Origin of the sequence: Sporobacter termitidis DSM 10068, from assembly GCF_900130065.1 — a bacterium.
Classification (GTDB): Bacteria; Bacillota; Clostridia; order Oscillospirales; family Oscillospiraceae; genus Sporobacter; species Sporobacter termitidis.
Genome location: NZ_FQXV01000006.1, coordinates 82354 through 105125, shown reverse-complemented (window position 1 = coordinate 105125; position 22772 = coordinate 82354). Strand labels below are relative to the sequence as shown.

Annotated in this window: 23 protein-coding genes and 2 riboswitches; of the genes, 8 read left to right on the top strand and 15 right to left on the bottom strand. The window is 59.9% G+C overall.

Features of this window, described 5'->3' with window-relative positions; translation table 11 throughout:
* Positions 1 to 29 precede the first annotated feature (29 nt).
* Positions 30 to 1040, top strand: coding sequence for an SDR family oxidoreductase (locus tag BUB60_RS09875; protein WP_073078362.1), 1011 nt, complete (start codon positions 30 to 32; stop codon positions 1038 to 1040).
* Positions 1041 to 1113: 73 nt separating this feature from the next.
* Here the strand turns inward: BUB60_RS09875 and BUB60_RS09870 are convergent, their stop codons facing one another.
* The 8 genes from BUB60_RS09870 to ribD all read right to left on the bottom strand — a co-directional run bounded on the left by BUB60_RS09870 (position 1114) and on the right by ribD (position 9863).
* Complete coding sequence (locus BUB60_RS09870; protein ID WP_073078359.1) at positions 1114 to 2817, bottom strand: [FeFe] hydrogenase, group A; 1704 nt, start codon at positions 2815 to 2817, stop codon at positions 1114 to 1116.
* Positions 2818 to 2830: 13 nt separating this feature from the next.
* Positions 2831 to 4720, bottom strand: a complete 1890-nt coding sequence (locus BUB60_RS09865) for an NADH-ubiquinone oxidoreductase-F iron-sulfur binding region domain-containing protein (protein WP_278277489.1) — start codon at positions 4718 to 4720, stop codon at positions 2831 to 2833.
* On the bottom strand, positions 4713 to 5204 hold the full coding sequence (locus tag BUB60_RS09860; protein WP_084726385.1) for an NADH-quinone oxidoreductase subunit NuoE family protein: 492 nt from the start codon (positions 5202 to 5204) through the stop codon (positions 4713 to 4715). The genes BUB60_RS09865 and BUB60_RS09860 overlap by 8 nt, the downstream gene beginning before the upstream one ends.
* Positions 5205 to 5753: 549 nt before the next feature.
* Positions 5754 to 6416, bottom strand: a complete 663-nt coding sequence (locus tag BUB60_RS09855) for an HAD family hydrolase (protein ID WP_073078355.1) — start codon at positions 6414 to 6416, stop codon at positions 5754 to 5756.
* A complete protein-coding gene (gene ribH, locus BUB60_RS09850; protein WP_073078352.1) occupies positions 6413 to 6880 on the bottom strand; it encodes a 6,7-dimethyl-8-ribityllumazine synthase in 468 nt (155 codons plus the stop codon). The genes BUB60_RS09855 and ribH overlap by 4 nt, the downstream gene beginning before the upstream one ends.
* Before the next feature lie 19 nt (positions 6881 to 6899).
* Positions 6900 to 8099: a bifunctional 3,4-dihydroxy-2-butanone-4-phosphate synthase/GTP cyclohydrolase II gene (locus BUB60_RS09845; protein WP_073078350.1), complete on the bottom strand. Its 1200-nt coding sequence runs from the start codon at positions 8097 to 8099 to the stop codon at positions 6900 to 6902.
* Between the two features lie 18 nt (positions 8100 to 8117).
* A complete protein-coding gene (locus BUB60_RS09840) occupies positions 8118 to 8768 on the bottom strand; it encodes a riboflavin synthase (protein WP_073078348.1) in 651 nt (216 codons plus the stop codon).
* Positions 8769 to 8777: 9 nt separating this feature from the next.
* The gene (ribD, locus tag BUB60_RS09835) at positions 8778 to 9863 is read right to left on the bottom strand and encodes a bifunctional diaminohydroxyphosphoribosylaminopyrimidine deaminase/5-amino-6-(5-phosphoribosylamino)uracil reductase RibD (protein WP_143162315.1); all 1086 of its coding nucleotides are present in this window, start codon (positions 9861 to 9863) and stop codon (positions 8778 to 8780) included.
* A 146-nt stretch (positions 9864 to 10009) separates the two neighbouring features.
* Positions 10010 to 10126, bottom strand: a riboswitch (FMN riboswitch).
* Between the two features lie 132 nt (positions 10127 to 10258).
* Between ribD and BUB60_RS09830 the strand changes: the two genes are divergently transcribed.
* The 5 genes from BUB60_RS09830 to BUB60_RS09810 all read left to right on the top strand — a co-directional run bounded on the left by BUB60_RS09830 (position 10259) and on the right by BUB60_RS09810 (position 15384).
* Positions 10259 to 11083 (top strand): helix-turn-helix transcriptional regulator, encoded by an 825-nt coding sequence (locus BUB60_RS09830; RefSeq protein WP_073078346.1) that lies wholly within the window; start codon positions 10259 to 10261, stop codon positions 11081 to 11083.
* 81 nt (positions 11084 to 11164) lie between these two features.
* Positions 11165 to 12388, top strand: coding sequence for a multidrug efflux MFS transporter (locus BUB60_RS09825; protein WP_073078343.1), 1224 nt, complete (start codon positions 11165 to 11167; stop codon positions 12386 to 12388).
* Positions 12378 to 13031 (top strand): MBL fold metallo-hydrolase, encoded by a 654-nt coding sequence (locus tag BUB60_RS09820; protein ID WP_073078341.1) that lies wholly within the window; start codon positions 12378 to 12380, stop codon positions 13029 to 13031. Before BUB60_RS09825 ends, BUB60_RS09820 begins: the two co-directional genes overlap by 11 nt.
* A 241-nt stretch (positions 13032 to 13272) precedes the next feature.
* Positions 13273 to 14349: a clostripain-related cysteine peptidase gene (locus BUB60_RS09815; protein ID WP_207650767.1), complete on the top strand. Its 1077-nt coding sequence runs from the start codon at positions 13273 to 13275 to the stop codon at positions 14347 to 14349.
* Positions 14350 to 14796: 447 nt separating this feature from the next.
* The gene (locus tag BUB60_RS09810; protein ID WP_073078337.1) at positions 14797 to 15384 is read left to right on the top strand and encodes a histidine phosphatase family protein; all 588 of its coding nucleotides are present in this window, start codon (positions 14797 to 14799) and stop codon (positions 15382 to 15384) included.
* A 71-nt stretch (positions 15385 to 15455) separates the two neighbouring features.
* On the opposite strand, the gene BUB60_RS20800 is transcribed toward BUB60_RS09810, so the two are convergent.
* The 7 genes from BUB60_RS20800 to BUB60_RS09775 form a co-directional block, all read right to left on the bottom strand.
* On the bottom strand, positions 15456 to 16409 hold the full coding sequence (locus tag BUB60_RS20800; RefSeq protein ID WP_073078335.1) for a TIGR00730 family Rossman fold protein: 954 nt from the start codon (positions 16407 to 16409) through the stop codon (positions 15456 to 15458).
* Positions 16410 to 16442: 33 nt separating this feature from the next.
* Positions 16443 to 17303 carry a radical SAM protein gene (locus BUB60_RS09800; RefSeq protein WP_073078333.1) on the bottom strand — a complete coding sequence of 287 codons (861 nt, stop codon included), beginning with the start codon at positions 17301 to 17303 and terminating at the stop codon, positions 16443 to 16445.
* Positions 17304 to 17415: 112 nt separating this feature from the next.
* Positions 17416 to 17595: riboswitch (cobalamin riboswitch) on the bottom strand.
* 72 nt (positions 17596 to 17667) lie between these two features.
* The gene (locus tag BUB60_RS09795) at positions 17668 to 18090 is read right to left on the bottom strand and encodes a CoA-binding protein (RefSeq protein ID WP_073078331.1); all 423 of its coding nucleotides are present in this window, start codon (positions 18088 to 18090) and stop codon (positions 17668 to 17670) included.
* A 119-nt stretch (positions 18091 to 18209) separates the two neighbouring features.
* Entirely contained in the window at positions 18210 to 18344 is a 135-nt protein-coding gene (locus BUB60_RS20755) for a hypothetical protein (RefSeq protein ID WP_278277488.1), read from the bottom strand.
* Between the two features lie 181 nt (positions 18345 to 18525).
* Complete coding sequence (locus tag BUB60_RS09785) at positions 18526 to 20025, bottom strand: WG repeat-containing protein (RefSeq protein WP_073078327.1); 1500 nt, start codon at positions 20023 to 20025, stop codon at positions 18526 to 18528.
* A 71-nt stretch (positions 20026 to 20096) separates the two neighbouring features.
* Complete coding sequence (locus BUB60_RS09780) at positions 20097 to 20519, bottom strand: hypothetical protein (RefSeq protein ID WP_073078325.1); 423 nt, start codon at positions 20517 to 20519, stop codon at positions 20097 to 20099.
* Between the two features lies 1 nt (position 20520).
* Positions 20521 to 21393: a zinc ribbon domain-containing protein gene (locus BUB60_RS09775; RefSeq protein ID WP_159435382.1), complete on the bottom strand. Its 873-nt coding sequence runs from the start codon at positions 21391 to 21393 to the stop codon at positions 20521 to 20523.
* A 191-nt stretch (positions 21394 to 21584) separates the two neighbouring features.
* Between BUB60_RS09775 and BUB60_RS09770 the strand changes: the two genes are divergently transcribed.
* Together BUB60_RS09770 and BUB60_RS09765 are read left to right on the top strand one after the other, a co-directional pair.
* Entirely contained in the window at positions 21585 to 21845 is a 261-nt protein-coding gene (locus tag BUB60_RS09770; RefSeq protein ID WP_073078308.1) for a thioredoxin family protein, read from the top strand.
* A gap of 261 nt (positions 21846 to 22106) precedes the next feature.
* Positions 22107 to 22763, top strand: a complete 657-nt coding sequence (locus tag BUB60_RS09765) for a 4'-phosphopantetheinyl transferase family protein (RefSeq protein ID WP_073078306.1) — start codon at positions 22107 to 22109, stop codon at positions 22761 to 22763.
* Positions 22764 to 22772 lie beyond the last annotated feature (9 nt).

Genomic DNA, 22772 nt, shown 5'->3' with positions numbered 1-22772 from the left:
AAAAATTTATTCTTCAAGGAGCGATGAATATGAAAGACTTTGCAGGTAAAATCGCGTTCATTACGGGCGGCGCGTCCGGCGCCGGATTCGGACAGGCTCAGATCTTTTCCGAGGCCGGCATGAAGGTCGTTATCGCCGACGTCCGCCAGGACCACCTGGACGAGGCCATGGCATATTTTAAGCAGAAGGGCGCCCCGGCGCACGCCATCAAGCTGGACGTGACGAACCGCGAGCAGTATGCCGCGGCGGCCGACGAGGTGGAGAAAGTTTTCGGTGAGACGCCGGACCTTCTCGTGCTGACAGCCGGCGTCAATGTGTTCGGCCCGGCAGAAGCGTCTACATATGACGACTACGATTGGGTTGTGGGCGTCTGCTTCGGCGGCGTCGTCAACGGCCTTGTCACTTTCGTGCCGCGCATGATCAAAAAGGGCAAGGGCGGCCACATCGCTTCCACCGTCTCCTGGGGCGCTTTCGGCGCCGGCCCGATGACGGCCCCGTATTCCGCCGCCAAGGCGGGCGTCCTCAACCTCCTGGAGAGCTATTTTGTGGCCCTCAAGCCGTACGGCATCGGCGTCACGGCACTCTGCCCGGCAAACATCAGGTCCAAAATCTATGAAGCGGCCATCCAGGGCCGTCCCGAGCAGTTCAAAAACACCGGCTACAACGTCACCGAGGACACACAGAAGCTCCTGGCCTCCATCCACGCCAACGGCATGGACCCGCGCGTTCTGGCCGACTGGCTCAAGAAGGGCGTCGAAAACGAGCAGTTCCTCGTTGCGCCGTATCCCAGCGGACCGCGCATGGTGCAGCTGGCGCTGGAGCGCTTTGCCGACTACGCCAGCCCCGAGGGCATGAAGCGCCTGGAAGAGAAGGCGAAGCAGCCCCCCACGGAGGAAGAGGTCAAGATGATGTCCGAGCGCGAGGGCTACGACGTCACCGCCCGGCCCCTTGGCTCCTCCGGCCCCTCCATTGACGTCGGCTTCGGCAAGGCCAAGAAGGACCTCGACTGGGTCGACTCCAGCAAGAAATTCAACAAATAATTACAGCAGATAACATGCAAACTGGGCTGTCCGATACAGGACAGCCCAGTTTTTCGTAGCAAAAACGGCTATGTCATTTTCGGCTTGTGTAGTGCGTGTGCAGAAGCTTGTGGGCTTTGTGCGCGTCGAGATCGTCGCTGTACATTTTCTGAAGGTATGGATTTTCCTCGGAAGAGTGCACCTGGAGCATGACGTCGTTGTCGTAAAGCCCCTTGGCGCGCGCCTGTACGGTGATGTGCTCGTTGTTCAGGGGCTGGCCGCCGCCGTTGACGCAGCCGCCGCAGCAGGCCATGACCTCCACCAGGTCAAAGTGCTCCTCGCCGCTGCGTATCTTTTTGATCAGCTCCCTGGCGTTGCCCAGGCCGCTGACGATGGCCAGGCGCAGGGTTTTCCCGCCGACGGCGACCTCGGCGATTTTCAGGCCGGCGTCCACGCGCAGCTCCTTGTACGCCGTGAATTTCTCCTTGTTGATGGTGTCCGAGGCGTACCGAAGCACCGCCTCGCTGACGCCGCCGGACGTGCCGAAGATGACGGCGGCGCCGGATTTAAAGCCGAAGGGCATATCGAAGGCGCCCACGTCCAGCTGGCCGAAATCGATGCCGCGCTCTTTGATCATCAGGGCCAGCTCCTGCGTCGTCAGCACGATATCGACGTCCCGGCTTCCGTCCGCCGCGAATTCGGGCCTGCTGGCCTCGAACTTTTTGGCGGTGCAGGGCATGATGGATACGACCACAAGGTCCTCCCGGGAGATATTCAGCTCCTTCGTGAGCTTTTCCTTGCACAGCGCGCCAAACATCTGCTGGGGGGAGCGGCAGGTGGAGATGTTCGGCAAAAGCTCCGGATAATACTGCTCGGCAAACTTGACCCAGGCCGGACAGCAGGAGGTGAACTGCGGGAGCTTCTCGCCCTTTTCGAGGCGGGCCAGGAATTCGTTGCCCTCCTCGATGACGGTGAAGTCGGCCGCAAAGCTCGTGTCGTAGATTTTGTCAAAGCCCATCATGCGCAGGGCCGTCACCAGCTGGCCGATAGTGACCTCGCCGGGCTGATAGCCGAAGTTTTCGCCGATGGCCACGCGGACGGCCGGGGCGATCTGGACGACGACCGTCTTGCTCTTGTCGTGGATGGCGTCCCAGGCCTCGCTTACCTGGTTGTTCGGCGTCAGGGCGCCCACAGGGCAGATTTTAACGCACTGGCCGCAGTTGACGCAGTCCACCTCCCCGATCCCCTTTTTGTAGAACGGCGTGACGATGGCCTTGGCGCCGCGGCCCGCGAAGTCCAGAACGCCGACGGACTGGATTTCCTTGCAGACGCGTACGCAGTCCCCGCACAGGACGCATTTGGCCGGGTCGCGGGAAATGGCGACGGAGGAGAGGTCCTGCGGGGGGAACTGCTCGCGCTTTTTGAACCGGACGGTTTTTATCCCCATCTGGTGCGCGATTTTCTGCAGCCGGCAGTCTCCGCTCTTGGGGCAGGTGGTGCAGCTCTGGTCGTGGTTGGCCAGCATCAGCTCCACAATGATCTTGCGCATGTCGCGGATCTGCTTCGTGCTGGTGCTGACCACCATCCCGTCGCTGGCGGGCGTGGAGCAGGCCGGAACGATGCCCCGTCCCTGGACCTCCACCATGCACATGCGGCAGGCGCCGTAAACGCTGATTTCCGAGTGGTAGCAGAAGGTCGGCAGCTCGATGTGCGCTTTCCGGATCAGCTCCAGCAGGTTGCGCTCGCCCTCGATCTGGACCTCGATATTATCTATAACGGCATATTGCTGTTTTGTCATTCCAGTCACCTCGTTATTGAATGGAGATTGCGCCGAATTTGCAGGTCTCGACACAAGCGCCGCATTTGATGCATTTGTCCTTATCGATCACGTACGGCACAGCTTTTTCGCCCGTGATGGCGCCCATCGGGCACTTGCGTGCGCAGGCGCCGCAGCTCTTGCACTTGTCCGGGGCGATGGAATACTTCTTGAAAGCCTCGCACCGGTCCGCGGGACATCGCTTTTCAAAGACGTGGGCGTTATACTCGTCGCGGAAATACCGCAGCGTGGATAAAACGGGGTTCGGCGCCGTCTTGCCCAGGCCGCAGAGGGAGCCGACCTTGACGGTCTGCGCCAGCTGCTCTAAAAGCTCCAGCGTCTCGGCGGTGGCCCGGCCCTCGATGATGTCGTCCAGAAGGGCCAGCATCTGCTTTGTGCCCTCGCGGCAGGGGACGCATTTGCCGCAGGACTCGTTCTGCGTGAACTGCATGAAAAACCGGGCGATCTGTACGATGCAGGTCTGGTTGTTCATGACCACGAGGCCGCCCGAGCCGACCATGGCGCCCACGGCAGCCAGGTTTTCGTAATCCAGCGGCATATCCAGGTGCTCTTTCGTCAGGCAGCCGCCGGAGGGGCCGCCGATCTGGACGGCCTTGAAGTCGACGCCGCAGATCGTGCCGTCGTCATTCACCGCCCCGCCGCCGATCTCGCCCACGATCTGCCGCAGGGTGGCGCCGAAGGGGACCTCGATAAGGCCGGTGTTGGCCACGTGCCCCGTGAGGGCAAAGGTTTTGGTGCCCTTGGATTTTTCCGTGCCGATGGCGGCGTAGGCGTCGGCGCCCAGCTTCATGACGATGGGCACGGACGCCAGCGTCTCCACGTTGTTGATGACCGTCGGCTTGCCGAAGAGGCCCGATTCCGCCGGGAAGGGCGGCTTCGGGGTGGGCATGCCGCGCTTGCCCTCGATGGACGCCAGCAGCGCCGTCTCCTCGCCGCAGACGAAGGCGCCCGCGCCCTCCATCACGTGGATATCAAAGCTCTTTCCGCTGCCAAAGATGTTGCCGCCCAGGACGCCGGCGCGCCGCGCGTCCGCAATGGCGATTTTCAGCCGCTCCACGGCCAGGGGATACTCCGTCCTGACGTAAATATACCCCTCCGTCGCGCCGACGGCTTTGGCCGCGATGAGCATGCCCTCCAGAACGCTGTGGGGATTGCCCTCCATGACGCAGCGGTCCATGAAGGCGCCTGGGTCGCCCTCGTCGCCGTTGCAGACGATGTATTTCACGTCGGCTTTCTGTATCCGCGTCAGGTCCCATTTGCGCCCCGTGGGGAAGCCCGCGCCGCCGCGCCCGCGCAGGCCGGCCCTGAGCATCTCGCTGCACACGTCCTCATCGGTCATCTCAAGGAAAACCTTCTTGGCCATCGCGTAGCCGTCGTTGGCGATATATTCGTCGATATCCTGCGCGTCGATATAGCCGCACAGCTTTAAAACGGTCCTGTTCTGCTTGCTGTAAAAGGGAATGTGCGCGATGTCGGTGGCGGGCGCGTCGGTCACCGGGGAGTGATAGAGCAGCCGGGTGATCGGCCGGCCTTTCAGCAGCGTTTCGTCGATGATCTCCTCGACGTCCCCGGGCGTTACCTTCGTGTACAGGATGCCCTGGGGGTACAGCGTCACCAGCGGCCCCATCTGGCAAAAGCCCTGGCAGCCGCTCTGGGAGATGATGTAGTCCGCCTTTTCCTTTCGGAGCGTGACGGCGATGGACAGGCCCTTTTTCTCTATGTACTCGACAAACCTGTCGTAGACGTCAAGGGAGCCGTTGGCCATGCAGCCGGTGCCGGCGCAGATGATGATTCTGGCCTTATACTGCGCCATACAGTCGTCAAATGCTTTCTTTCTCTCTTCCAGCGTCATATGCTCAGCCATTTGCCGTCTCCTCTTTCCTGATGTTGTCAAGGAGCTCCTGCGTTTTCTCGGGCGTCATGAGGCCGTGCACCTTGTCGTCGACGACGACCACCGGGGCCAGGCCGCAGGCGCCCAGGCACGCCACTGTCTCCAGCGTGAAGAGCCGGTCCGCCGTCGTTTTGACGTCCTTGCCGAGTCCCAGCTCCTTTTCCAGCAGCTTCAGGATGCCCTCCGACTTTTTAACGTGGCAGGCCGTCCCGTCGCAGACCTTTAAAATATGCTTGCCCTTCCGCTCCAGCGTGAAGTGCGAGTAAAAGGTCGAGACGCCGTAAACCGTCGACGGAGAGATGTCCAGCTCCGCGGCGACCAGGCTCATGATTTCCTCGGGGAGATACTGATATTCCGCCTGGATATCCTGCAGGATCGGTATGAGCTTGCTTGGGTTGCGGTCATACCTGTCCAATATGACATGGACAGGCTTGAGCGTTGTTGCAGTGGTACTCATAAAAAACCTCCAATACATGTTCCCTATATTTCGATAAATGGAAATATTATTACTGAGACCACTATAGTATAACGATTGCCGTGTGTATATTAATTGTATTATACTTTTTGTAAAATCTTATTTTATTATAATTTTATCTCTAATCGCCAAGGTTTAAAGGCGTATGATTTCAAAATATGTATATATTTCTAAAAAATCATTTGATATGCCATTGAAAGACAACTGATACATTATTCAAAAATTACATTTAGTATATTGTGAATAATTTGATATAAGTTTGCTGCAAATCGGGAAACAGAGGGAAGTTTAAAAATTAACAATTTAAGCAACCCTCAGGGGGAAGCCTCGCAGAGTTTGCCGCCGGAGCGGCAAATAAATCCAAAAAAAACGTCACGCAGGAGGACATGCGCCTCCGGAGTGACACTTCTCATGCAGCGCGCGGCTGAGCGGGCTGCATGCATCTTCTTGTCGATAAAGCCCAAAGGGCTTTATCGACAGTCTGAAGGCCCGCCGTTTCGAAAGGAAACAGCGGGCCTTGCCGGCGGAAAGCTATGCTTCGGCGCTGAGCCGGCGCACCGCGGCCGCGATATCGCGGGGGGAATCGACGGCGGCGTCGGCGTCCGCCAGCTCGTCCGCCTGTCCGTAGCCGTATCGGCAGCCGATGGACGGAAAGCCGTTTTGCCGCGCCAGCTGAATGTCGAACAGGCGGTCCCCGATGGCGATAAAGTCCCCGGCGTTTATTCCGGCGATGTCCCGGAAAATCTCGTGCTTGGGCGCGAAATCATATTGCTCCGTACAGTAAAACGAGGTGAAATACTGCGCCAGCGAAAACTGCCGGATACTTTCCTGCATATAGCTTAGCTTGCAGTTGCTGAGAAATATGAGGTTATAGCCGTCGCTTTTCAGCGCCCGGAGCGCGTCCTCCGCCCCGTCGTAGAGCCGCCCTTTGCCGGCGCGCAGCGCTGACAGCATCTCCGCGCCGATCAGGCGGCTGCAATGCCCCTTTTCCGCGTCCGGCAGCCCGGGCATAAACGTGTTCCACATATCCCGGCTGCTATAGCCCAGCCAGGCGCCGAGCGCCTCGTCCCTGAAGGCGCGGGGCGCCGCCAGCCCTTTGCCGGTCAGGTACGTGTACGCCGCCCGAAAGGCCGGAGCATAGATGCGCAGCGTGTCGTGGAGCGTGCCGTCAAAGTCGAAGAGGAGATTTGTCACCGGCCCAGCTCACGGATGAGGTTGACCATCTCCACGGCCCCCAGCGCGGCGTCAAAGCCCTTGTTGCCGGCCTTCGTGCCGGCGCGCTCGATGGCCTGCTCGATGCTTTCCGTCGTCACAACGCCGAACATGACGGGGATATCGGATTTCAGCGCCACATTGGCGATCCCCTTTGAAACCTCGCTGCACACCAGCTCGTAGTGGGATGTGGAGCCCCGGATAACCGCCCCCAGGCAGATCACCGCGTCGTATTTTCCGCTGTGCGCCATCTTTGAGGCGATGAGCGGGATCTCAAACGCGCCGGGGACCCAGGCCACCTCAATGTCGTCGTCCTTTACGTCGTGGCGCCTCAGCGCGTCCAGGGCGCCGGACAGCAGCTTTGACACGATAAATTCATTGAATCGGGCGGCAACGATGCCGACCTTTATGTTTTCCGAAACAAGCTTTCCCTCGTAGACTTTCATATTTGTAACCCCTTTAAAATTAATAGCTCAGGATGTGCCCCATCTTTTCCTGCTTCGTTTTCAGGTAGAACGCGTCGTATTCCGTGGCGTCCATCTGGATGGGCAGGCGCTCGATGATCTCCAGGCCGAAGCCGGTCAGGCCGTACACCTTCTGCGGGTTGTTGGTGAGCAGCCGCAGCGTTTTGACCCCCAGGTCCCGCAGTATCTGCGCGCCGATAAAATACTCCCGCTGGTCCTCGGGGAAGCCCAGGGCGAGATTTGCCTGGACGGTGTCCAGCCCCTGGTCCTGCAGCGCGTAGGCCCGGAGCTTGTTAAGGAGGCCGATGCCCCGGCCCTCCTGGCGCATGTAGAGGAGAACGCCCCGGCCTTCGCGATTGATCTGCGTCATCGCCGCGGCAAACTGCTCCCCGCAGTCGCACCGGCAGGAGCCGAAGGCGTCGCCGGTCAGACATTCCGAGTGGACCCGGCACAGGATATCCCGTCCGTCGCCGATCTCGCCCTTCACGAGCGCCACATGGTGCTCGCCGTTGAGCAGGTTGACGTAGCCGTGGGCTTTGAATTCGCCGTACTTCGTCGGCATCTTCGTCACGGCCGCGCATTCCACGAGCCTGTCGTGCTTCTTGCGAAAATCCTGCAGGGCGCTGATGGTGATGAATTTCAGATTGAATTTCCGCGCCAGCGCCATAAGCTCCGGCGTCCGCATCATCGTGCCGTCCTCCCGCATGATCTCGCAGCACAGGCCGCATTCCTTCAGGCCGCTGAGACGCATCAGGTCCACCGTGGCCTCCGTGTGTCCGGCCCGCTCCAAAACGCCGTTTTTCCGCGAAAGCAGCGGGAACATGTGGCCCGGCCTTCTGAAATCCTCGGGCCTTGCCTCATCGCTGACAGCTTTGAGCGCCGTCAGGGAGCGCTCGGAGGCGGAAATGCCCGTCGTCGTGTCCACGTGGTCGATCGATACCGTAAAGGCCGTCTCGTGGCTGTCCGTATTCTGAGACACCATCTGCGGGATGCGCAGCCTGTGCACCAGGCTCTCTCCCATGGGCATGCAGATGAGGCCCCGGCCGTGAGTCGCCATAAAGTTGACGTTTTCCGTCGTGGCAAACTGCGCCGCGCAGATCAGGTCGCCCTCGTTCTCCCGGTCCTCGTCGTCGGTGACGAGAATGATTTTTCCCTTTTTCAGCTCGTCCAGAGCCTCTTCGATTGTGCTGAACTCAAACATTTGCTTCACCTCAGTATTCTAGAATCCCGCGTTTGCCAGGAATTCCATTGTGATAGTGTTTTTTGCCCGCTCTTTCTGCCCGCCGAATCCGGCCAGCCGCTCAATGTATTTGCCAATAATGTCGTTTTCCAGGTTCACGGTGCCGCCGGCGGCCTTGTCGAGCAGCGTCGTCGCCGCGCCCGTGTGCGGAATGAGGGAGACGGCAAAGCTGTCCCCGTCCACCCGCGCCACCGTCAGGCTGATGCCGTCGATGGCCACGGAGCCCTTCTCCACGATGAGCCTCATAATGTCCGGCGGCGCCGACACCGTCACCCACACGGCGTTGTCGTCCCGCGCCGTATGGACGATGCGGCCCGTGCCGTCGATGTGCCCCGAGACGATGTGCCCGCCGAACCGGCCGTCCGCCGCCATCGCCCGCTCCAGGTTGACCCTGCTGCCCGCCGCCAGCCCGCCCAGATTGCTGCGCCGGAGCGTCTCGGCCATCACGTCGGCGGTAAATGTCCGGTCCCCGACGCCGGTGGCCGTCAGGCACACGCCGTTTACCGCCACGCTGTCGCCGACCTTCAGATCGCCGAAGATCAGCGCGCCCCGGATGGCGAGCCTGGCTGATTTCGCGCCCTTTTGGACGGACATCACCGCCCCGATTTCCTCAATGATCCCCGTAAACATGCTCTCGCCTCATTTCAGCCTGTATTCCAGTAAAATGTCCTCGCCCAGAATTCTAACCTGCCGGTCCCTCAGCAAAACGGCGTCGTCCGGGCTGTCCGCGCCGGGGCCCCCGACGGGGGACTTCGCCGCCGTGCCGCCGAAAAGCTTCGGCGCGATATAGGCCTGCACCTTGTGGACAATGCCGCTTTGGAGCGCCGCCGCGTTCAGCGTGGCGCCGCCCTCCAAAAGGACGCTGTCGATTTTCATCTCCCCCAGCGCCCCCATCAGCGCCGCCAGATCGATGTGCGCTCCCATCAGGGGGACCGGGAGGATTTCCACGCCCTTTTCCCGCAGCGCGGCCGATTTATCGCTCTCCGCCGCCGCCGTCGCCGCGATTGTCCGCACCGCCCCGGCCGTCTCCGCGATTTTAGAGCTGACCGGAATCCTCAAATTCGTATCGCAGATAACCCGCACCGGATTCTTGCACCCCGGCAGGCGGCAGGTGAGCAGCGGGTCGTCGGCCAGCACCGTGCCCACGCCGGCCATGATGGCGGAGTACCGGTGGCGTGACCGGTGCACGTGGGCCCGGGCCGCCTCCCCGGTGATCCACCGCGACTTGCCCGACACGGTGGCTGTTTTGCCGTCCAGCGTCATGGCGTATTTCATCACGACGAAGGGCGTGCCTTCCGTGATGTAGTGGAAAAATACGTCGTTGAGCCTTGAGCACGCATCCTCCAGCACGCCGCTTATCACCTCGATCCCGTGCTGTTCCAGCAGCCGTATGCCGCCCCCCGCCACGCAGGGGTTGGGGTCGGACGCGCCGATGACGACGGTTTTGATGCCGCTGGCGGTCACCGCGTCCGTGCAGGGCGGCGTCTTGCCGTGATGGCAGCAGGGCTCCAGCGTCACATAAAGCGTTCCGCCGGCCGGGTCGCGGCTGCAGCCGGCCAGCGCGTTGCGCTCGGCGTGCGGCCCGCCGTATCTTTCATGGTGCCCCTTGCCGATGATCTCGCCGTCCAGGACGATCACCGCGCCCACCATCGGGTTCGGATTCACCCAGCCGCAGCCCTTTTCCGCCTCCTCCAGCGCCAGGGCCATATACGTCTCATGTGTCAATGGCGCGCCTCCTTTCTAAACAAACAAAAAAACGCCATGAAAATCTTCATGGCGTTTATTATGCGCAGCGCTGCGAAAATGCTTTAAACAAAAAAACTCCGGAATTTACATTCCAGAGCAATCAAAGGCACGGCAAATCGCGCGCATGTCATCTTCTTTCATCCAGACTATAACTGTCGGCCTCGGAATTTCACCGAATCTGCGCCTTGGCGCTCGTGGGCTATACCACCGGTAGGGAATCACACCCTGCCCTGAAGACACAATATGAACTTATAATAATATCATAACGCAGGCTGCCGGAAATTGCAACAGCAATTTTCGTCGCCGCCGCCCGTTGCATAAGGGTGAACCGTTGTGCTACGATATTTTCAAAAAGCTTTATTCGGGAGAAAGCCATGGTCAATGATCTGTTTTTTCATATCCATTACTGCAACGGTGGAAAGCGCGAGCCTGGGGAGTTTCGGCCCACCATGATGAAAATGCTGTCCCACCACGAGCTTCTGCTCGTCACCGCCGGGACGGGGAGTATAACGGTCCGGGGGAAAAGGCACCCGTTTCAAAGCGGGATGCTTTTGTATATCGCGCCGAATGTGCCGCATGCGCTGGAGATGCGGGCCGACGCGCCCGCCGGCCTCCTGACCGTCCATTTCTCCTGCGCGCGTGTGCGCCTCAGCGACGGGAAGTGGGACGTTCGGGATGAGGCGCGGGCGCTGCCGCTGTCTCCCGCCCGGGCGCTGAGCGACGCCCGCGGGGTGGAAGAGCTTTTTAAAAAGCTGGTGGACGGCTGGTACGCCAAGCTGCCCCGGTATGAGTTTGAGGCCAAGACGCAGCTCCAGCAGCTGCTGATAAAGATCACGCAAAACGAGACGGAGGAAAGCCCGAATTACGCCGCCGCGCGCAAGGTGGAAAAGGTCATCGCGTTTATGCTGGAGAACCTCGGCGGCAAGGTGACGCTGGATGGGCTGTCCCGCCTCGTGCAGCTGTCGCCGGCGTATCTGTCCAGAGTGTTCCGGAAAGCCACGGGCTGCACCGTCATCGAATATTTTACGAAGCTGAAGATCGACAAGGCCAAGGAGCTGCTTCCCGAGGGCGGCAAAAAGGTCAGGGAGGTATCGCAGCTTCTGGGCTTCGCCGACGAGTTTTATTTCAGCAGGACGTTCAAAAGACTCGTCGGGGTGAGCCCTTCTGAATTTTACAGCAGGATCGTTCATGAAGTATAAGATTTTGCATGGAAAACGGTCTGCCGATGGACTATGATGTCGTGGAATATGATTCATGTCTTCGGCAGGAGGTCTTTTTTTATGCCGCTTTGGAAGCGCAACTTATTCGTCTGCTGGTTCGGGATGTTCGTCACCGGCGTGGGGCTCAGCCAGATTGCGCCGGTGCTGCCGCTGTACATAGAGCATCTCGGCGTGGACAGTACCTCGCTGGTCGCGCAGCTTTCGGGCCTGGCGTTCGGCATCACCTACATCGTCTCCGCCGTTTTCTCGCCCATCTGGGGCCACGCGGCCGACAGAATCGGGAGAAAGCCCATGCTGCTCCGGGCCAGTCTCGGCATGTCCGTCGTCATTTTTTGCATGGGCTTTGCGGCCAACGTCTACGTTCTCATCGTGCTGCGCCTGCTGCAGGGCGCCATCACCGGCTACTCCACCGCCTGCACCACGCTCATCGCCACCCAGACAGACAAGGAGCATGCCGGCTTTGCCCTGGGCACGCTTTCTACAGCCAGCGTCGCCGGGTCTCTCCTGGGGCCCACGATCGGCGGCCTTATCGAGGATCAGGGCGGCCTGCGGGCCGTATTTTACATCACGGGCGCGCTGGTGTTCGTGGCCTTTGTCACAACGCTGCTTTTCGTCAAGGAGTCGTTCGTCCGTGAGGACAAAAAGGCGATGAGCATGCGGGAGGTTTGGCGGAGCGTCCCCGAAAAAAGCCTGACAGTGACCCTGTCGGTGACGTTTCTTATCATCACGCTGGGCCTTTATACGATCGAGCCGATCATCACCGTCTACGTCGCCCAGCTCACGCGGGACGCCAGCCACGTGGCGCTGATCGCGGGGCTGGCGTTCTCGGCCTCGGGGCTTGCCAACATCATTGCCGCGCCGCAGCTGGGGCGGCTGTCGGATAAGGTCGGGGCGCACAAGGTCATGCTGTTCGCGCTGATCGCCGCGGGCATCTTCTATATCCCGCAGGCGTTCGTCACCAGCCCCTGGCAGCTCATGGCGCTCCGCTTTCTTCTGGGCCTGACGCTGGGCGGGCTCAACCCCTCCGTCAACACCCTGGTCAAGAAAATAACGCCAGGCGCCCTCACCGGCCGGGTGTTCGGGTTCACCATTTCGGCGGGGTATCTGGGCGTGTTCGGCGGCGCCGTCCTGGGCGGGCAGATCGCCGGCTGGTTCGGCATCCGGTACGTATTTTTTGTGACGAGCGCGCTGCTGCTTTTAAACGCGGTATGGGTATATTTTAAGGTTTACCGCCGGCTCGGCGGCAATGAAATCATCCGAAAGGACGAGGTACATGAAAATTAAATGGTTCGGACAGTCCTGCTTTCTGATCACGGCCGAAAACGGCACCAGAATCGTGACGGACCCCTATGAGAACATGCTCGGCTACAAGCTGCCGGTGCCGCTGGAGGCGGAGCTCGTCACCACCAGTCACAATCACCGGGACCACAACCACGTCGGCGCGGTGTGCGGCGATTTCGAGCACATCAGGGACCCGGGGCATTTCACTGCCGCCGGCATAGAGCTCACCGGCGTGGAGACCTTTCACGATAATGTCTCGGGCGCGAAGCGGGGAAAGAATATTGTCTACAACCTGACCATCGACGGCCTGCGCGTCTGCCACTGCGGCGACCTGGGGCATCTTCTGAGCCCCGAACAGCTTGCCGCGGTCGGGAAAGCGGATATCCTGATGGTGCCCGTCGGCGGCGGGCGCGCGCTCACGCTGGACGCCCGCAGGGCCGCCGAGGTCATGCGCCAGCTCCGCCCCGCGGTGGTCGTGCCGATGCATTACAGGACAAAGGCGATGGGCCCCCTGGGGCTCGCTTTCGGCAAGGTCGGCGATTTCATTGCGGCGTCGGGCATGGAAGCAACAAAGTACGACATTCTCGATGTCGGCCCGTCAAACCTCCGGGAGCATGCCGGCGTCGCCGTTCTCCGGTACGATTGACGTAAATGGTGTCCAATGGACATGATCTGCCTGTGCCTGCCCCGGTGCCCGTCAGGGCCGCCGGGGCAGGCACAAAAATAATTTTGCCGAATATAATATAATGGGATTTCTCCATGCCGGGGGAAGCGGCCAAAAAGATACCAAATGTGTGCCGCCAGGCTTGAATTCGGGCGAAACAACATGTAAAATGTTATTAAAAGTAAATTTACGGCAACTGCGCCACGGCGCTTTGGAGGTCTTTATGTACTGTGCTCGATGCGGCAGCATAACCCCCGATGAAGCAATGTTCTGCCAAAATTGCGGCGCTTACCTGGCGCCGGACGCCGGCGATATACCGGCGGGAAAAAAGAATACCGGCCGCACCGCCGCGATTCTGCTTTTGGCGCTTGCCGCCGTCCTCGTGCCTGTTATCCTGTTGGCCCTGGTTAACGACACAAAGGACGAAGGCCCGGTTCTGGGCGTCAGCGCCGGCCAAACGGCCGGAGCGTCCGCGTCCGGCGCCGCCGGAACGGCCGCGGACGGGTTCCGCAAGAATTACACGCAGCTTCTGGGCGGCGGCAGGGATAAGGCCACCGTTATGATCTACGTCTGCGGGTCCGACCTGGAGTCTGGCGGCGGCTATGCCACGCTGGACATCAGGGAGATGCTTGAGGCCGACCTGGGCGACAACGTCAATGTCGTCCTCGAAACGGGCGGCAGCACGTCCTGGAGCACCGGGGCCATCTCCGGCGGCACCGTCCAGCGCTGGTCGATCGAGGACGGCCGCCTTCGGGAGCTGTCCGACCTGGGCTCCACGGCCATGCTCAGCCCGGATCAGCTGGGCGATTTCATCAGCTTTGCCGCGGCGAGCTACCCGGCCAACCGGTATGCGCTCGTCTTCTGGGACCACAGCGGCGGTTCGCTCTACGGCTACGGCGCCGACGAGCTGTACCCGGACACCGTCCTTTTCCTGCCGGATATCGCCCGCGCGCTCATGGACAGCGGCATGAAATTCGATTTTGTCGGCTTTGACGCCTGCCTCACGAGCTCCGTCGAAACGGCATACATGCTGGAGCCATACGCCGATTACCTGATCGGCTCGGAGGAGATGGCGCCGGCGTACGGCTGGGATTACACCGCGTGGCTCAGCGCCCTGGGCACAAATACCTCCATCGACACCGTCGAGCTCGGTAAAGTCATCGTCGACAGCTTCCCGGCGCCGAACGCCCCGCCCGGGAGCGGGAAGGACGCGACGCTGTCCGTCGTCGCCCTCCGCGAGATACCCGCCGTCTACGGCGGCCTGCGCGACTATATGCCCGGCGCTTCGGCGGATCACTGAAGCCCGGCGCGCCAATCGCGCAAAAATTCCCCCGTTCGACAAAAAAAGACACCCGCCCGGCGCATATCTTGTATTCCCATTCAGTTTTTCTCCTTTTCCGGAAGCGGCGCTGAACAGACGTTCAGCGCCGCTTCAAGCTGTCGATAAAGCCCTTCGGGCTTTATTGACAAGGGGCTGCATACAGCGCGCTCAGCCGCGCGCTGCATGAGAAGTGTCACTCCGGAGGCGCATGTCCTCCTGCGTGACAATTTTGAATTTATTTGCCGCTCCGGCGGCAAACTCTGCGAGGCGTTCCCCTTTGTATGCAGTTTTTTTGACAGGCTGCCGGATTAAAGTTCCAGGACGCGCTCTTATGTCCGATAGAGGAAATCGAAGCCCTTTTTCTTGCGCGCCGAGTATGATATACTTTTCATACAAGAATAAACACAACGCAGGGGATATTGCTTCATGACCTTTTACCTCATCAGACACGGCGAGACGGACTGGAACAGGCAGAACAGGCTGCAGGGGATCGAGGATATCGAGCTCAACGAAACGGGCATCCGCCAGTCCGCCGAGTGTGCCAGGGCCCTGCGCGGCGTCAAGGCCGGCCGCATCCTGTCGAGCCCCTTGAAGCGGGCGGTAAAGACGGCGGAGATCATCTCCGAATATACGGGCGGCCCGCCCGTGATCGTGGAGGAGGGGCTGACCGAGCGCGATTTCGGCAGGCTCTCCGGCATCACGCTCCCGGAGCGGGAGGCGCTCCTGGCCAGCGGGGAGGACCCCGGCATGGAGCCCTTCGATGTCCTCACGGACAGGCTCCTGCGGGTTTTGAACGCTTATAAGGCGTGCGGCGGCGCTGAAAACATCCTTCTGGTCTCTCACGGCGCGTCCATCAACGCGCTTTTATCGGTGCTGTCGGGCGGCGAGCTCGGCACGGGGCAGACAGTCCTCAAAAACGTCTGCATCAGCAAGCTCCGCTGTGCCGGAGATTCCTTCGCCGTCGAATTCTACAACCTGACCCCGGAGGAGTTTACAAGGCTGGGCGGGCGGTAACGTCAATAAAAATAGGACGCCGAGAACGGCGTCCCCCACGGGGCGGCTTTGCCGCCCGTTTATTTTGAATGTTAAAACCCCGTTCTGTACAGAGGTATAGCGTTGATAACGGGCTGCTCGTACGGGTGGATTTCCTTAACGGCCCGGATGGTCTCCTCCACCTTGCTTGTCAGGCAGATGGCCTCCACCCGGTACTCGTCCGCCTCGCAGATGACGTTGAAGTCGCCCTGATACGGGCTGCTGCCGGGGAGCGCCCGCCAGCAGCCGGTGGAATCGCTGTAGGACAGGCAGCAGTCGTAATTGCCGATATGCCCGGCGTCCGCGCTTCTGAGAGCGTCCTTTAAGAGCGCCAGATGGGTTTTGGGGATATAGACCTCGATTTTGCAGTATTCAAAGTCCGCCGGCCCGCCGCCTTTGGGGCGGCTTTCCGTTTCCACCGCCGGCTCCACGTCGGTCAGCCAGCGCTCCTCATAGCCTGTGGGGACGTAGCGCTCGATGTACTCCAGCGCCTCGGTGACGCTTTCGGTGACGAGATAGAGGTCAAAGCAGGCGGGCTTGGCAAACTGCTGGTCGACCACGGCGTCGATCTGCTTCAAAAGATGGCTGTAGTAGCCGTTCACGTTTAAGATGACGATGGGCTTGTTGTGATAGCGCAGCTGCTTGAGGGTGATGATCTCCATGATCTCCTCGATGGTCCCAAAGCCGCCGGGCAGCGCGATGAACGCGTCGGACCGGGCGTCCATCCTCGCCTTCCGCTCGCGCATGCTCTCCGTGACGACGAGCTCGTCGCACGATTCGTAAACGATCCCCTTTTCGTTGAGGGCCTCGGGGATGACGCCGATGACCCTGCCGCCGTTTTCATGGGCGGCCCGGGCGCTTTCGCCCATGAGGCCCGTCAGCCCGCCGCCGTAGAGAAAGGCGTGGCCCCGCCGGCCGATCTCCCTTCCCAGCTCGGCCGCCGCGCCGAAATACGATGGGTCGATGGTGTTGCTGGAGGAACTGTAGACGCATATCACTTTATTCATCGCGATGACTCCCGGAAAAATTTTTGCCGATATCTACGATATCTTTCTCGCCTGCCTGAGCTGGCCGCAGCCGCCCAGGACCTCGCCGCCGAAGTTGTGGAAGATGTCGCAGTCGACGTTATCTCTTATTTTACTATAAAATTCCAAAACATCAAGTGGGCCCACGGGCGAGAGGCCATTCATATTGTTGTCATTGTACGAGGAAATAATCAGCTTCAGCGGCCGGCCCTTCAAAAGCCCGGTCAAACGGCCGATATCCGCGTCGGAATCGTTGACGCCTTTGATCAGCATATAGCGGACGCGCGCCGTCGTCCCGGTCGCCTCGGCAAAGTCCGAGGCTGCGTCGAGAATGGCCTTTACGCCGTATTTTTTTGTCATCGGGATCAACAGGGCGCGCTGTTCGTCCGTGGTGGCGTGCAGCGAAAGATTCAGCCGCAGGCGGATATTTTTTTCGCGGACAAAGCCGGTCAGCCCGCGGATTTTCGGCACAATGCCGGCCGTTGCCAGCTCAAAGCCCCGGATGTCCGTCTCGCCGGCGATTTTTTCGATGGCGCGCGTCACATTGCCGTCGTTGAAAAGCGGCTCGCCCATGCCGGCGAAAACGACGGCGTCGATGGGCGGACAGCCGGCGCCGGCCCTGTACCGGTCGCAGACCGCCACCTGGCCGAAGATTTCCTCCGCGCTCAAATCGCGGATAAAGCCCTGCGCGCCGGTGGCGCAGAAGCGGCAGCCCACGGCGCACCCCACCTGCGACGAGACGCAGACCGTTGAGTGATATGTCAGGGACAGCTCCTTGTCGTGCATATACAGCGTTTCCACGGTATGCGCATCCTCCAGCCCCAGGAGGAACTTTGCCGCGCCGTCGCCGCCGGCGATCTGATTGAGAATTTTCATGCGTGCCTCCGTCATGTTTTCCGGCCGGCACAGGGGAGAAAACAAAAAATCCCCGAAGCTTTCGCTTCAAGGATTTTACCATGGTCCTCTACACCCTATTCTCAGCCGGAATAAGTGATCGTGGCGTCAGGCAGGTCTCCTGGCTAACGGATCAACGCAGAGTCTCTCCTTCCCGGCCGCAAGGCCAGTGGATAACGAGAACTGCTCTCCGGATACAGTGGCGGGACCGCTCGGTTATGCTCCGATTCCCTATTCTCCCCCAAGCGGGGGCACCTGACGCCGATATTCAACTGCTGCTAATCTAGCACAATTCTTTTAAAATTTCAACAGGCGATTTTTGAGCCTTTGGCCCTGCCGCGCCCGGTCAAACGCCGGCCAGGAGCTTGTGGAACTTATGTATGCCGCCGCCCAGCAGCATCAGCGGGCAGGCGATGGCCGTTTCCAGCCCGGTCTTCCGGCAGGCGTCCACGTCGGAGGGCTCCACGTCCTTTTTGCTGTGGAAGAGGACCCGCTGCACGCCGTTTTCCTTCATCTGGGAGATCCACGGCGTGATTTCTTCCTTCTCAAGATAGATATAAGCGCATCTCGGCACCTTGGGCAGCTCGGCAAAACTCTTGTAGATTTTGACCTCCCGGTCGCCCTCGGCGTTCGGGTTCATGGCGTAAACCGCAATGCTGCCGCGCTGGAAAGCCTGCAGGATCATTTTCATGGAAGGGTCGTCCTTCAGCGGATAGCCGAGGATCAAAACCTCGCCGTCGGTGAAAAAATCTTTCGTGAGCTTGGCCATTATCATACCTCCGTCTGTTCGACATAATTGCGCGCCGGCCGGGCGCCGTGCGCGTCCCGCCGGAACGATGACAATTATTATCATAGCCCAATTTCACCCGGAGTCAAGAGAAAACCCGGCTACAGCATGGAAATGCCCGCCAGTATAAATATCCAGCCCGGCATGATCGGGACGAGTATGCCGATAATGCCCAGAATGATCAGCAGGATACCGATAATTTTCCTGTTCTTTTTTGGCGCCGTCGTTTTTTTCATCGCGCTTTCCCCTTCGCCCGCAAGCTGATGCTGAAATGTCCGCATCAGCATTTTTCCCGGAGCGCCGCTGTTTATGCCGCATTAGGGCATTTTTCCGGCGATTTTTCGGTGCCTGGCGGCAGCGCGCGGCCATCGGCGCCGCGGTGGGGGGTGACCATGGGAACAGGGGCGTTAGCGTGCGTCAGTCCGGCATCCATTTCATCAGCGATATCCTGAACACGAAGCGGCCTGTCCCGTCGCAGTAGCCGAAGAAGTCGTCGGCGGAAATCTGGAAGAGCCCGGCCCGCCCGTCATACCAGATACTGCCCCGGCCCTTCGTGACGGTGCGGCCTTCCGTGTCTAAAAGCGCGTACTCCCGCGAATAATTGTCGGAACGATTTGTCGCAAAGAAGATATCGCCGCTTTTTGTCTCCACCGTCCAGATACCCGTGTACCGATCGTCCGCTTTGACGATATCCGTTCCGTCCAGCGTCATTACCCCGTCGCAATTGTCGCTGCTGCGGTATTCGACAAACGCCCCCGTGACGGATATGACCCGGACGGCGCCTGGCAGCGCGTATTCATGTCTGCCGTCGGACAGGATGGTCTCTTCGGCGTCGTTATACCAATACCAGCTGTCCAGCGCGTGCACCTCTCCGCTGAAGCCCGGCCTGAGAGCCAGCGCCTTCAAGTCCCCGTCCAGCCAGCGCTCGCCGTTTCCGTCCGCAACGAGGAATACACCGGCGCCATACCGTGTGACCGGGCCCTTGGCGCGTAAAAGCTCCGCGCCCGTCCTGTCGATGATCAGATAATCGCCGTCTTTGTCGCGGACGACCGCCTTCCCGTCCAAAAATTCCTGCGGTTCGTAAAAGCGGGGCTCTATGACCACCTTGAAGCTCCTGTCGATATAGCCGAAGGGCCCTGTCCCGTCGTCCCCGCTGCTTACGGGAGCCAGTCCCTCGGAAAACCAGCCGGTTTGCGCAAAACCGGTGTCGACGAGCGCTCCGGAGCGCTCGTCGATCATCCCCGACGCCCCGTCGGCCAGCGGAACGGTCAGGAGCCCGTCTCCGTAGCCGTAAAAGAATTCCTCGAACATCCCGGGCAGAAGCCTGTCGAAATACGCCGTATCCTTCAGGCTGTACAGATGCTGCCCGTCGTAATCCAGCACGTCGGCATCATTGGTCTTACGGTCGCGGACAAGCAGGATCACCTCGTCAAGGCAAAGCACGCCCTGATATATGTACGCCGTTGCCCAGCTGCCGTCATAGGCGCATACCCCATAGGTATCCGCCCGGCGCCATCCGTCCTCCGTATCGCCGCCGGGGGACTTTATCAGCCTGTAAACAGGCTTCGGCCCCTGGTCCGCCAGGCCGATGAGGGGATACGCCGCGTCGGTGACTATTTTGCCGTCCATGGTGACAAACCCAAACAGGTTGCCGTCGTCATATCCGTAAGTGCGCTCCCCGATATACGGCAGCAGCGGCCCGTAATCCCCGGACGGGACAAGCTCCGGCATCCGCTCCGCCGAAAGCCGCGAATATATCTCCTCCGGCGCCTTATAAGCCGTCAGCTGCGACCAGTCCGTCCTGACGCCGGATTTCCAGTCGGTAGCAGCCGGCGCCGGCGCATTTTCCCCGGCGCACGAGGACGAGAGGGCGAGCGTTATCGCAACTGCGGCTGTCAGGCATACATATCGTTTCATATGGCGCTCCTTACCGTTCTTTTATTTCCGGCCCCGGCATATCAGAATTGGCGCTTGGAGGGCCGCCGCCCTTAAGAAGCCTCAAGAAATGATTTCATGAATTCAAACAGCTCGGAGCTTTCGATCCACCACTGCTTTTTCTCAAAGCTGATCTCGGTCTGGCCGTGAGGAGCACCCGCCTGATTGATATAGCGGTCGCCGTCTCCGGCTACCAGGTGAAAGCCGTATTCGGGGGTGATCCCCGCAAGGCGCCTGTTCCACGTGATGTCGTCTTCCGACAAATTGCTTAAAATAGAAATCAGCTTCCGCCTTTCTTCCGGCGTCAGCTCTGTTTCCCCGGTTTCTTCTTCCTGCGTATCCATAGACCAAAAGTATACCTTTGTCTGTTCGGCATCCAGGTTTTGCATCCAGCTCACCAGAGAGACCTTGTCGGTGTCTGCGCAGCCGGCCAGCAAAATAACGCAAAAGAAAACGGCGGCGATCATCCTTTTCATATCAAGCCCCCGTGCTGCGCGGCGGGTGGACGGGCGCCCGGGTGACGGAGGAGGGCAGGCTGCCCCGTATATTAAAGGTGCCGCTGCTGATGCCGGCGTGCCGGATAGCCGCGCCCGCCCGGGCGCACGTCCTGGAGATATAACCGTCCAGCGTTTCGGTGATAAAGTCGTCTGCCGAGTCGATGACCGACGGCGGGATGGTAACGCCCATCACCTGCACGGCGACGATGTGCAGGTCCGTCAGCTTGTTGTCCTCCACCCCGGCGCGGACCTTGAAGTAGATGTTCACGTTGTCGGGGATGAGCCCCAGCATCGGCAGCTCCTTCTGGGCGTCCTGCTTCGTGTACCGGCCGTTGAGGACCTCGCTGAACACGTAGCCGGTATCGAGATTCGCGGAGGCCTCGAGGGTCCCGTCGCCGTTGACGCGCACCTGGGCGTTTTTAACCGCATCGTAAGGCGGACGGTTTTCGTTGAAAAACGCCGTGAGCTCCTCGCTGGTCAGGCCCGTGTCCACGTCGTGGGGGGCGCCGTATTTCACCGTATAATCTCCGGCAGCGCCGCTCTGGGGCGCGTCGTCTTCCGCGATGCCCAGCTTTGCTATGGCGCTGTCGTAGGCCGCCCGCGAGGAGCTGACGCCCAGATTGTCGGGCTTGACGATGCGCGGCACCAGGAAATACACCCCCGTCGCCGCCAGCAGCAGCGCCAGGAGGACGAGGATAAAGGCCGTCAGGCAGCCGCGCCGTTTGCGCTGCCTCTCGGCGGCGTCTCCATCGGGTGAACGCGAGGCACCGCCGCCGGCGTCCTGAGGCTGGCCGCAGTGCGGGCACAGGGCGGCGCCGTCGTCAAGTTGGCGGCCGCAGCGGGTGCATAACATCAAAATCCCCCTGTCTTCGTCGTATGGGATAACGATGTTATTGTATAATATAACCAGCAATTGGTCAACCTTGCCGGCGGTCCCGGTGACCCGGTCACATATTTTGACAAAATACAGACTATAATGGTATAATAAGGCCATAGGAAAATGGCGCAAACCAAAGGAATTTTACGATAAAGAGGTTTTTACCGATGAAAGACGTTTTGATGTTTATGACAAGCTGGTGCCCCTACTGCAAAAAGGCGTTCTCCATGATCGACGAGGTCCGCGGGGAAAAAGAGGCGTATAAGGACGTGGAAATCGTCACGATCGACGAGGACAAGGAGCGCAAATACGCCGACACGTTCGATTACTATCGCGTGCCGACCTTTTATGTGGACGGCGAAAAAGTGCATGAAGGCGCGGCCACCATCGACAATATCCGCAAGGTTTTCGAGTTGGCTGTCGGATAAGCAGCGGCCAATATTGAACACGTTCGGCAGGGACGGGGCGGGGGCCCCGTCCCTGCCGTTTCGCGGGGCGGCCGGGCGTGCGCCGGACGGCACTAATAATGCGCATAATATTCCGGTATTACTACAATATGTTGTATTATTTTGCAAAAATCCGGTTTTTGTGCTTGAAAACAAAAAAAATCAATGATAGAATGAACTCAGCGGAATTTTCGGTAATTAATAGATATTTATCTAAAAAATGTAAATTATCCGGGATGTCGAATGAAACAGCTGTACTTTATGGAATTTGATCCGCAGCAAAGCTCAGGCGTCCATGACGAGATGCTTCTGTCGCTGCCTCCTGACAAAAGGCAGCGGCTGTTGCGCTGCCGCCGGGAGAGCGACAGGCTGGCCGGCCTCTATTCAGACGTGCTCCTCCGGTGCCTCGTCTGCAAAAGCGCCGGCGTCAGGTACAGGGATATCGACATCAGGAAGGGCGCGTCGGGCAAGCCGTATCTGGCTGGCCGGCCCCTTTGCCAATTCAATATATCGCATACAAAAAACGCCGTCGCCGCAGCGTTGGCGGACGCGCCGGTGGGCGTTGATATCGAGCGGCTCCGTGCGCTGGACGACGCCGTCGCCCGGCGGGCGTTTTCGTCCAATGAGCTGCGCCTTCTGGAAGCCGCCGACGACCGGGTTTTGCGCTTTTTCGAGCTCTGGACCAGAAAAGAGGCCCTGGTAAAATGCCGCGGCACAGGCCTGACCGGCGACCTGCGTGCGCTGGACGCCGCCGCCGCGCTGCCCGGCGAGGAGCTCGCCACGTTCCGGGCCGGCGGCTGTGTGATTTCCGTTTGTTCAAAAATGAAATTCGACGAAAGCGATCTTAAGAAAATAGAGGAAGCGGACCTGATCGGTTTGTGGCGGGATTACGCGTCGTAAAATATCATA